This is a genomic window from Streptococcus sp. SR4, assembly GCF_000517725.1.
In the GTDB taxonomy this organism is placed as follows: Bacteria; Bacillota; Bacilli; order Lactobacillales; family Streptococcaceae; genus Streptococcus; species Streptococcus salivarius_F.
In genome coordinates, this window is record NZ_AZYW01000072.1 from 1 (window position 1) to 10,487 (window position 10,487).

General features: G+C 35.4%; 11 protein-coding genes. 10 read left to right on the forward strand and 1 reads right to left on the reverse strand.

Annotation, left to right across the window (positions count from 1 at the left end):
- Positions 1–628 precede the first annotated feature (628 nt).
- The 10 genes from HMPREF1519_RS09800 to HMPREF1519_RS09845 all read left to right on the forward strand — a co-directional run bounded on the left by HMPREF1519_RS09800 (position 629) and on the right by HMPREF1519_RS09845 (position 9,593).
- Entirely contained in the window at positions 629–1,345 is a 717-nt protein-coding gene (locus HMPREF1519_RS09800; protein WP_002886924.1) for an ABC transporter ATP-binding protein, read from the forward strand.
- A complete protein-coding gene (locus tag HMPREF1519_RS09805) occupies positions 1,339–2,148 on the forward strand; it encodes a hypothetical protein (RefSeq protein ID WP_037612044.1) in 810 nt (269 codons plus the stop codon). The genes HMPREF1519_RS09800 and HMPREF1519_RS09805 overlap by 7 nt, the downstream gene beginning before the upstream one ends.
- Positions 2,129–2,800: a hypothetical protein gene (locus HMPREF1519_RS09810; RefSeq protein WP_037612045.1), complete on the forward strand. Its 672-nt coding sequence runs from the start codon at positions 2,129–2,131 to the stop codon at positions 2,798–2,800. The genes HMPREF1519_RS09805 and HMPREF1519_RS09810 overlap by 20 nt, the downstream gene beginning before the upstream one ends.
- A gap of 335 nt (positions 2,801–3,135) precedes the next feature.
- Positions 3,136–3,810: a response regulator transcription factor gene (locus tag HMPREF1519_RS09815; RefSeq protein ID WP_002886931.1), complete on the forward strand. Its 675-nt coding sequence runs from the start codon at positions 3,136–3,138 to the stop codon at positions 3,808–3,810.
- A complete protein-coding gene (locus HMPREF1519_RS09820; protein ID WP_037612047.1) occupies positions 3,795–4,862 on the forward strand; it encodes a sensor histidine kinase in 1,068 nt (355 codons plus the stop codon). Before HMPREF1519_RS09815 ends, HMPREF1519_RS09820 begins: the two co-directional genes overlap by 16 nt.
- A gap of 104 nt (positions 4,863–4,966) precedes the next feature.
- Entirely contained in the window at positions 4,967–5,530 is a 564-nt protein-coding gene (locus tag HMPREF1519_RS09825; RefSeq protein WP_037612049.1) for a sugar O-acetyltransferase, read from the forward strand.
- Positions 5,531–5,652: 122 nt separating this feature from the next.
- Positions 5,653–6,063 (forward strand): MarR family winged helix-turn-helix transcriptional regulator, encoded by a 411-nt coding sequence (locus tag HMPREF1519_RS09830; protein WP_002883563.1) that lies wholly within the window; start codon positions 5,653–5,655, stop codon positions 6,061–6,063.
- A 25-nt stretch (positions 6,064–6,088) separates the two neighbouring features.
- Positions 6,089–7,474: an MFS transporter gene (locus tag HMPREF1519_RS09835; protein WP_037612051.1), complete on the forward strand. Its 1,386-nt coding sequence runs from the start codon at positions 6,089–6,091 to the stop codon at positions 7,472–7,474.
- 166 nt (positions 7,475–7,640) lie between these two features.
- Positions 7,641–8,399: a CPBP family intramembrane glutamic endopeptidase gene (locus HMPREF1519_RS09840; protein WP_037612053.1), complete on the forward strand. Its 759-nt coding sequence runs from the start codon at positions 7,641–7,643 to the stop codon at positions 8,397–8,399.
- A 180-nt stretch (positions 8,400–8,579) separates the two neighbouring features.
- Positions 8,580–9,593: a hypothetical protein gene (locus tag HMPREF1519_RS09845; RefSeq protein WP_037602302.1), complete on the forward strand. Its 1,014-nt coding sequence runs from the start codon at positions 8,580–8,582 to the stop codon at positions 9,591–9,593.
- A gap of 109 nt (positions 9,594–9,702) precedes the next feature.
- Here the strand turns inward: HMPREF1519_RS09845 and HMPREF1519_RS09850 are convergent.
- Positions 9,703–10,487: N-acetylmuramoyl-L-alanine amidase family protein (locus HMPREF1519_RS09850; RefSeq protein WP_037612057.1), on the reverse strand; the 785-nt coding region annotated here is incomplete at its 5' end.

The window sequence follows — 10,487 nt, forward strand, 5'->3', positions numbered from 1 at the left end:
AAATTCTAAATTGCCGAATGTTTTTTCCATGTTGGGAATCACAAATTTAAGTTCCATATTTTTACCTATCCTTTCTTTTTTATTGGCTGAATGAATGTTTGATGGTCTTAAAGAGTGGGGAACGACCTTTTGATTCTTGATTTTTTGTTTTCATAAGTTCACTTCCTTTCAAAATCGGGTAAAAAAATAGACACCTCATTTTTTGAAGTGTCTACCTATTAAATATTCAAATTTTATTGGAAGTATCTTTATATCTTCACTTTTCAAGGATAAATCGTCGTATCAAAGCTCATTCATAAGTAGTAAATTAGTAGTAAATTGAGTGGTTTTGACCTTGATAAAGTGTGATAAGTCCAGTTTTTATGCGGATAACTAGATTTTTATGCTATTTTTAAATTAAAAATATGTAAAACTATTAACTCTGATTTTTTTCCGAAAATATATTGATAAACTACAATTATAGTGAAAGGTACCTTCGCTATAACAAGACGTTCTCCAGATTGGGTTTCAGATTTTAAAACTTCCTCTTTTATTGCATATGCATGGGTGGAACTTGATGGTAAACCTATTGGTGAGAGCATTAGTTTGTCAAAATTTCAAAAGGTTCTATTCGTCAAAGGAAAACAAAATGATTAATATTACTAATTTAAATAAAACATATGATGACAAAGTTGTATTATCAAATATAACTTTTCATGCTAATAAAGGTGAGATTACTGGTTTGATAGGACCTAATGGTTCTGGAAAATCAACCCTAATAAAAATACTATTAGGATTGGAGTCAGCTGATAGTGGAAAGGCAACTATTTTGGGAACAACATATAGTGAGTTAGGAGCTGAGCCAATCTCTATAGTAGGAACTTTTTTAGATAGTTATCAACCTTATCCAAGTAGAACTGGTTATGAGCAATTAAGATGGATTGCACTTTCTTGTGGACTCAGTAAGCAACGTTGTATTGAATGTTTAGAAATTGTTGGATTAAAAGATGTTGGTAAGAAAAAAATCAAAGATTATTCTTTAGGAATGAAGCAGAGATTAGGTTTAGCAACAGCAATACTTGCAGACCCAGATATTTTGATTTTAGACGAACCTATTAATGGTTTAGACCCAGAGGGAATCCGTTGGTTAAGAGAGTTTCTCAAAGACTTTGTGAAACAAGAAAAAACAGTATTATTAACTAGCCATTATATGAGCGAACTTGAATTAACCGTAGATAGAGTTGTAGGTATTTCAAATGGTCACGTTGTTCTAAATGATAAACGTGAGCAAGTATTGAAGCAATATGATAGTTTTGAAAACGCCTATTTTAGCTCTATACACGAAAGGAGTAGTGTAAAATGTTAAGTCAAGTTATAAAGGGGTATTTATATAAATATAGCCATCTAACTTTATTTAAAATGGGATTATTTATCTTAGTTGTAGTTAGTTTGTTTTTTACCTATCAAAATATTCAAGTCATTAATGCACTACACACCGGTGCTGCAAACTCAGTAAATATTGATCCAAATATAATTGAAACTCCCTATAGAACGGTGAGAGATGCTATATTATCATCTCCGTATCAAGCAACCGTATTATTTTTGCCTATATTGTCAGCATTAATTCTAGCAACTGATTATCAATTTGGTGAGGATGAGTTTTCATCACTAATTTGTGCTAACTGGAAAATAAGATTGTTTTCACAGATATTTAGTATAATTGCTATTTCAATAACGACGACTTTTACGTTGTTTTTATTAAATGCATTACTTCTAAAATTCATGTTAGTTAGTAAGTTACAAAGTATTCTGTCTATAGGCTTAATGCTTGATGTTTTTATTAGAATAGTAGCTTTTACAATTACACTAAATTTACTCTCTCTATTACTTGTAAAAATAACAAAAAGATCAATTCCTTCTTTGATTGTGATAGTTCTGTTGTTAGTTTTCTCTTTATCAGGCATACTTAGGGCAATTTCTCCTATTTTAGATAATTTATTACCTTTAATTGGAGCTAAGTCTTTTGCTTTTGGTAGGATCGAAGCCAATCAGACAACTCAAGTATATGGAGCGATTCTTTTACTATTTGAAACTTTCCTTACGACGATTTGTTTATTTTATTTAGAAAAAATAAAATGGGGGAAGAAGAATGAAAAGCCAATTGCATAGCTTGTTTTATAAAAAATATAGTTTATTACCTGTACAGGTTTATTTATTATTTCAGTTAGTATTTGTTATTATAATAAGTTTATTAAGATACCTAAAATTCGAAGTTAATGGTGATTCTATCACTTTTAGCAGTTCTGTCTTATTAACTATAATATCGTTCTCTTTTTTAGGGAATGGAGTTTTAAATGCAAGTGTAGAATTGAAAACACAAAGTTATAAGCAAGTTTACCTGAACAACGGAAGTAGGGTGAAAGCTACATTATATATATTATTAATAGACCTACTAGAATGTCTAACACAGTCATTATTAGCAGGTTTAATAGTAATGATATTTAGTCAGGGTACTCATAATGAAGTAAATTTTTATTACTACTTGTTTGGTTCAGTTATATACTTTTTAGCGGGTTACTCTTTTTCCTTTTTATGTGGTAATTCAATGATTGCACTTGCAATTTTGCTATTATTTCCTATACTGGTGTTGCCTTTTATAGATAGGGTTATACCAATAGCTTCAAGTGTAATAATATATGATTTAGTTTTTCAGCTAATACATACAAACTATTCTATAATGCGTTTTATTGTATTCATAATTTGGCTTATTGGATTATTCCTTACTAGTTATTACCTTATTAGAAAGGAATTTTTAAAGTAAGTCAAATAAAGATTGCTTTATTAGATGAGACAACATCAAATTTAGATAGATTGATTGAAAAAGAGATACAAGACTGTTTGGTATTATTATTTAGTACAAAGACAGTTATTATTATCTCACATAGATTATCAACTATAAAAAATGCAGACTGTATTTATTTACTTAGAAATCATAAAATTAAAGACTTTGGAACGCATATTCTGTTACCTAAAAATGAGCATTATTGAGATTTGGTAGAAGCTCAATTTATTGAACTATAACTTATATGTTAATTTTGAAATGTATTTTCGATTTTTAATTATGTTACAATATATTCAAAACGTACGAGGAAAAAAATGGTAAAGTCTAAAATTCTAGTTATTGACGATGATTTAAAAATTTTAAGATTGATTAAGAATATTCTGGAGAAAAACTCCTATGTAGTTGAAACTAGAAATTCTGTTGAAGATATTAACCTCTGTGACTTCATAGGATTTGATTTGATTTTACTGGATATAATGATGCCAGTGAGTGGTATTGATATTTGTAGTAGTATCAGAAGTCAGATTCAAACACCTATAATTTTTATTACTGCTAAAAACCTTGAAGAAGATATTGTTGAAGCTATTGGAATAGGTGCAGATGATTTTATTACCAAACCATTCGGTATGAAGGAGTTGGTTGCAAGAGTCAAAATGCATATTCGACGAGATAAAAGGCTACTTTCTGTCGGAGATACTGAGACTAGTGGTTTACTTCAATTTGATAGGGTAGGAAAGGAATTAATAGTAGACGGTAATAGTATTTCTCTTTCGAGAAGGGAATTTAATTTATTATATTTATTGTTTACCTATCAAACTAAAATCTTTAGTGTAGAGGAGCTTTATGAATATTTGTACCCTCAAAGTTCAGAAGTTCAGTACCGAAGTATCACAGAGTATATCTATCAGATTCGACAAAAATTAAAACCTTATGGTATTGATCCAATTAAAACTCTTTGGGGTGGGGGATATAAATGGCAAAATCAATAACATTAAAGCAGTTGATAAGAGCAACTTATTTGAAAATTATTTTTCAATTTCTGATATGCATTTGTTTTTTTTATATCATTCCTGCCCTATTTACAGCAGTTGAAGGAATTAATGCTAACAATGTGAATAGCTTTACTATGTTTTTTAGTGTTAGCTCGTGGATTTATCTTTGTGTCATTTTAGTTGTTATAATTGTAAGAAATGTACAAAAACTTCTATATGAAATTCAGATAGAGATGAAGACAGTATATGAACAAAGCTTATATTCAGACAATAACAAATACTCTAAGCCACTAAGGTTATTTGAATTTATTGAGACAAAAGAACATATTATGAAGATGCAGGATAAAATTCAGAAGATGCTTGAAAAAGAGAAGAAACAAAAGCAAGAGCTAATGTTCAGAGTGTCTTCCGCAGCACATGATTTAAAGACACCTCTAACAATAATTTCAGGTAATGCTGAGTATCTTCAGACATTTGATTTGTCTCCTGAGTTAACTCAATGCTTATTAGATATCGAATCTTCAAGTCAACAGCTAGATAATTATTTTAATCAATTTATTCAATATTCAAAAACATTTTATAAAGATAATATCAATAAAGAGCATATTACTTCGGAGCAGCTTGCGTCATGTTTGATTAGAGAATTAACTCCTCTGACAACTGGGACCTGTGTCTTAAAAGTATTGAATGAAACCCCATCTGATACTACTATTCATATTGACTTAGTATTATTCTTAAGAGCACTTACTAATCTTGTGAATAATGCAATGTCCTATAGTCAATCAATGATGCCAAGGATAGTTATAAAATTATCATCTGAGCAAAATAAGATTGTTTTATCGGTTTGGAATGATGGCTCAAGGTTCTCGGCTAATATGATTGATAATGTAGGATCGCTCTTTTACCAAGATAATCAATCAGGAAACGACTCTCAGAATCACCATTTTGGAATAGGGTTATCTTTTGTAAAAAGAGTCGTAGAACTTCATGATTGGGAACTGAAACTTTCTAATGAAAATAATGGAGCTATGGTTACAATTTATATTTAGTAATGGTTTTTTAGTTGAGATTATTAGCTAGTTTATATCCATTCGCTTGTGGTTACATCACTTCTATACTACAATATAGGAGAAGAAGCAAAAAGGAGTATGCCATGCCAACTGAATATGAAAAAATGATTGCAGGTGACTTTTATAAGCCAAGCGATCCTGAGTTACGTGCTATAGCGGCCAGCTCAAGAGAAAAACAATGGGCCTTTAATGCTGAGCCTGACCGTCTCAAGAGGGCAGAGATTGTCAAATCTTGGTTTGGTTCGACTGGTGAAAATGTTGCCATGAATCCTCAGTTCGTTACGGATTACGGTGTTAATATCCATATCGGTGAAAATTTCTATTCCAACTGGAACTTGACCATGCTGGATATCTGTCCTATCACGATTGGTGACAATGCTATGATTGGCCCTAATTGTCAGTTTTTGACGCCCTTGCATCCGCTTGATCCAACAGAGCGTAATTCAGGCATTGAATATGGTGCTCCGATTACGATTGGTGATAATTTCTGGGCTGGTGGAGGTGTGATCATCCTTCCAGGAGTGACCTTAGGGGATAATGTAGTTGCTGGAGCAGGAGCCGTTGTGACCAAGTCCTTCGGTGACAATGTGGTTCTAGGTGGAAATCCGGCGCGTGTGATTAAGGAAATTCCTGTAAAGAAAGACTAAATATAGCAACTCAAGGATTCTAGGTCCTTGAGTTTTCTATTTTTTGAAAGAATCTATTGACTTGAGCTAATAATTCTTCTATACTGCTAGTTAGCTAACAATATAGTTAAGGAGTCATTTTTTTGGACCATTTTGGACGCTTGTTAAAACAAGCCAATAATAATATGATGCGTCATTTTGACCAGTTTGCTAGGCAATATGATTTGACTGGAAATCAGATGGCTGTCATTGATTTTATAACCAATCATGCGGATCAAGAAGTCTTTCAACGTGACATTGAGCACGAATTTGAGATTCAGCGTTCGACAACGACAGTGCTCTTACAGCGGATGGAGAAGAAAGGCTTGATTGAACGCCACACATCTTCAAAAGATGCAAGGCAAAAGGCAGTTGTTCTCACGGATAAAGCTCTCAGTATCGCTTCTGCCTGTCAATCTTATCTTCGAAAAGAGGAAGAAGAGTTTGCCCAGCAGTTTTCAGCCAAGGAGAGAGAAGTCTTTCTCAAAATCTTACAACACTACCGTAATATTTAAGTTTATCTAGGAGGAACAAATACTTATGTCAGATGAAAAAATCTCCACCAAAATCCTGTGTGCCATCTTTGCGACAGGAATCCTTTCATTTTGTGGAGTAGCTGGTGAAACAGCTATGAACATCACCTTTCCCGTATTGATGAAGGCATTTTCAGTCAATACGTCAACCGTACAGTGGGTTACAACCATTTATCTCCTAGTAGTCGCTTGTGTGGTTCCCTTATCTGCCTATCTCAAGCGCTCGTTTAAGATGAAAACCATTTTTCTGGTCGCCAACCTATTGTCTATTTTAGGTGTTCTCATCGACTTTATAGCCCCTAGTTTTAGCTTTGTTGTATTAGGACGATTGGTTCAAGGGATGGGTGTTGGTTTTGCCCTACCTCTCATGTTTAACATCATTTTGGAGCAGGTACCAAGTCGTAAGATTGGTCTCATGATGGGAGTTGGGACACTGATTACAGCCGTTGCACCAGCGATTGGACCAACTGTTGGTGGTCTCTTGACAGCACACTTTGGTTGGCGTTCTATCTTCCTCGTCCAGTTTCCTATTCTCTTGGCTTCACTGATTGCGGGGCTTCGCTCGATTGAGCAAAAGAGTGAGGTGCAACGTGAATCTTTAGATTTCCTCAGTCTACTGGCTACCATCTTTCTTTTCTTGGGCTTGATTTTAGGCCTTCATGGGGTTGCTGACCATGCTTTCTTCAGCTTCTCAGTACTTGGTTGGCTTTTAATTGGTATCTTAGGTCTTGTCCTTTTGATTTGGCGTTCAACAACATTGGACAAGCCTATTATCAATCTCTCCATTTTGAAAAATCGTAAACTGACAGGTCATATCATCGCTTTCTTCTCTTTCCAATTGGGATCCCTTGCGATGAGTTTTCTCTTGCCAAACTATGTGCAATTGGTTAACCACTCGAATACAACTTCTGCAGCCTTAATGTTGCTTCCAGGTGCTATTATTGGTGCAGGATTCGCCCCGTTCTCAGGCATTATTCTTGATAAGATGGGTGCTCGTAAACCGATTCTAATTGGAGCAATCCTGATCGTACTCGCTCAGTTGTTGTTTAGCTTGTTTGGTCTCTCTCTTTCCAATACTTTGATCCTCGTCTTTTACATGATTTTCATGACGGGGCTTGGCGTTTCCTTTGGTAATGTCATGACCAATGGACAGAAACAACTGTCGCTAGATCAACGTGCTGATGCCAATGCCATCTTTAACACGCTCCAACAATTTGCAGGAGCAGTGGGAACAACCCTAGCATCTCTAATTGTTGCCATGAGTCAAGCTAATCACAAGATTGACTTTGCGCAAGCAACGGCTCAAGGTAGTCGAAATGGCTTTATGGTCTTATTTGCTCTAGCCATTTTCCAACTCCTTGTCTTAGTTAGCGTTGTCAAAAAGAACGATTAATAAGGTGTTTGAAGCAAAGGAAACATGCTTTCCCTTGCTTTTTCTTTCCTTAAATGAAATACTAATCTTACTGCAAATTTTAGTGTTACTTTAAGGTTTATGACTTATAATAACCTTAAAGAATTAACCAGTCTTCGATGAAGATACCAGAAAGAAGGGAAGGACCATGTCTTTACTTAAGAGAATTCATCCTGAGCAGCCACTCAAGGAACTGAGATGGTTTGATATCGGTATTGTTACGCTGATTATGTTTGGTCAGTTTATTGTTCGTTCGACACAAATGTATTTGGCCAGTTTGTCTCCAAGCCTTTCTACCGCAATCAGTGAGACATCAACAAATACAGCCAGTGAAGGAGCAGCTTACTCTAGCAATTTCACCTTGCAGATTATCCTCCTAGCCTTAGCGATTATTTATCTCTGGATACGTCATTTTGACTTTAAACAACTGCCAATCCGTCTAAAGTGGTCTGTTCTCTTTTGGGTACCCTTTATTTTCGCTATCATGGGCTTATTTGCTGATATGGTAAGTACTTTGTCAGGACAATATAATTATTTTAGTCCTCAAGTTCTAGTCTTTATTAGCCCTATGGCTGTGATTGATAAGTTTATGGCTTTGTCACCTATGGCAATTGCTTATGGCTTGCTCAACGGTTTCTACGAGGAATTTTTCTTCCTAGGACTCTTGACCTCGGTTAAGGACAAGTATAAGTGGTTGGTCTTGCTCTTTTCAACTATTGTTCGTGTGTCCTTCCATACCTATCAGGGCATGCTATGGGCTCTGGTTATCGGTGTGGTCTTTGGTCTCCTCTATTATTTCCTTTATAAATACAAGGTTAAAAACTTACTTCCATTTTTCCTAGTTCATGCCTTAGCAGATATGTTTGGCTCGAGCTTAATTTATCTCTTGGTAAACTGGAATTATTAGTCAAACAACTCCCTTCGTTAAGTACGAGGGGAATTTTTGTGCTCAATTAACCCAAGAAAAACTCTAAACGACTAGCTGATTGTAATGATTATTGATTAGGAAATGATTTGATTTTTATTAAAAATATGAGATAATAGATTTGGACTAATTTTAAAACAGCAATTTTAGAGGGAGACAATGATGTCAAAACGACTATTTTCGGATGAGCCGAATGCCCCCAAACCCCTTAAGGAGCTTTTCTGGGAAAATGCAGAAAAAGCTCGAATGGGGGAATTTTGGAAAGACAAAAAGAGTTACAGAGAGCTCTCAGAGGCCACGGGGATTCCGGCAGGAAGCCTTCGGATGCTCTTTATGAACAAGCCTAAGGGAAATATCCCAAAGATTGTAACTATTACTAACGGTCTGGCCAAGGTGACTGAAAAAAACATTACACTTGGGAAGCTCTTAGCTCGAGACAATCAGCATGAGGTTTTTGAGTTTCCAAGAGATCCTGATCAGGTCACCCAAAACTTGTGGCACAACATTCGCAAGAAGCTGGAAATCACGGAAGATATGGATGAGGGAGAAGTCAGAGAACGTATGACAGCATTTGTAGTCTCATCTGGTATGGCTCAAACCAACTATGACCTGATCAATCAAAGAGGAACGGTTTCGCTTGATACTTTGGAAAAATTTTCTAAAAGACTTAGAGTTGAGCCTTATGAATTGTTGGCTACCATTAGACGAAGGGAGATTATTGATAGGGACGATTTCCCTGTTCCTAAGGAAAATGATAGCGACTACCACATCGATATTGGCAAGCTCAATACATTCATTAAATCACAACCTTACTCGCCCAACGGTCAAGAGGTAGCCTCTGCAAACTTAAGCCCACAGAATCTTTATCATTATTATTCAAAAGGAACTATCGGAGATATGCCCATAAAAACGGCCTATAAGTTTAAAAGACTTGTAGATATTTATGAAGCAGAATATGGTCCCCTTGAACCTTCAAGTCGAGTTTTAGATGTCAAGGAACTGGAAAGATTTCTTTATAATGGAATGATTACTGGTTATGCCATTGCTAAGACAGGGTTGATGAATGCGACCAATGGAAATCTCTATATTAAGGGCAAACGTCCTATCGAATCCATGCAACTGGATCGTGCCTTCGGTCTCTATAAACACCTAAAAAGACTAAAAAAGGACCAATAAATTCTTTACCTAACAAAAAGCCAAAATCAGCATGCTGATTTTGGCTTTTTGTTTGTTTTTTTATCTGTATGACTAGTAAGAATAATTTTAGTCAATTTTCGGACTTATTTTACAATTGCTTCGCACGTCCATTTTCATCAAAGTGATAAGTCACACCATTGATGGTACGTGTTTGGTCGGTTACAAGCTCACCAGAGTTTTCGTCATAATAACGAGTTCCCTTGTAGTCTGTAACGAAATCACCCTTCACTTGTTTACCTTCATAATCAAAGTAGAGGTGTTGACCATTGACGACTTGATCGAAGAGGAGAGCCTTACCATCCTTACCGAAGTAGTACCAGTGTCCATCTGCGTAGACGAATTGGTTAGTTACCGCAGCCCCAGTTTCGGCTTCGAAGTAGTAAGTTGGATTGTCTTCTGCTCTATTTGGGAAGGAAATATAAAAGTAAGGTCTAGCTAATTGTCCACGAACTTGTTCGTGCGTTTCGTATTTGTTCATTGGATTGTTAGAGAAGAAATAAAGCTTACCATCAATTTCTTTAAGGCCCTTTGCTTTTTTTCCGTCTTCCTCTAAATAGTACCAACGGCCATCAGATTTAACAAAACCAGTTTTTTTCACAGCTTCGCCAGTTTCGTCATCATAGTAAGGTGGCTGTTGGTATACGTTAAAGGAACCACGAAGAACTCTACCATATTGAGCAATATAGTAATCCTTCCCATCAATATTTATTTCCCCAGTTCGTCCATTACTGCTAAGGTAGTATAAATCGTCACCAATCTTAATAAACTGATCACGAGGGAGTTCTTTCCTTGCGCCACTATCTTTATCGTAGTAGTAACCATCAAGAACAGTATCTTTAGCTTGAACTCCATAAGAGTCAAAGTAAACGTGTA

What these genes read in the sequence shown, in the direction of transcription:
- HMPREF1519_RS09800 (WP_002886924.1), top strand. Translation starts at nt 629, where the DNA reads ATGATTAATATTACTAATTTAAATAAAACATATGATGACAAAGTTGTA.
- HMPREF1519_RS09845 (WP_037602302.1), top strand. Translation starts at nt 8,580, where the DNA reads ATGTCAAAACGACTATTTTCGGATGAGCCGAATGCCCCCAAACCCCTT.
- HMPREF1519_RS09840 (WP_037612053.1), top strand. Translation starts at nt 7,641, where the DNA reads ATGTCTTTACTTAAGAGAATTCATCCTGAGCAGCCACTCAAGGAACTG.
- HMPREF1519_RS09835 (WP_037612051.1), top strand. Translation starts at nt 6,089, where the DNA reads ATGTCAGATGAAAAAATCTCCACCAAAATCCTGTGTGCCATCTTTGCG.
- HMPREF1519_RS09825 (WP_037612049.1), top strand. Translation starts at nt 4,967, where the DNA reads ATGCCAACTGAATATGAAAAAATGATTGCAGGTGACTTTTATAAGCCA.
- HMPREF1519_RS09815 (WP_002886931.1), top strand. Translation starts at nt 3,136, where the DNA reads ATGGTAAAGTCTAAAATTCTAGTTATTGACGATGATTTAAAAATTTTA.
- HMPREF1519_RS09820 (WP_037612047.1), top strand. Translation starts at nt 3,795, where the DNA reads ATGGCAAAATCAATAACATTAAAGCAGTTGATAAGAGCAACTTATTTG.
- HMPREF1519_RS09810 (WP_037612045.1), top strand. Translation starts at nt 2,129, where the DNA reads ATGAAAAGCCAATTGCATAGCTTGTTTTATAAAAAATATAGTTTATTA.
- HMPREF1519_RS09805 (WP_037612044.1), top strand. Translation starts at nt 1,339, where the DNA reads ATGTTAAGTCAAGTTATAAAGGGGTATTTATATAAATATAGCCATCTA.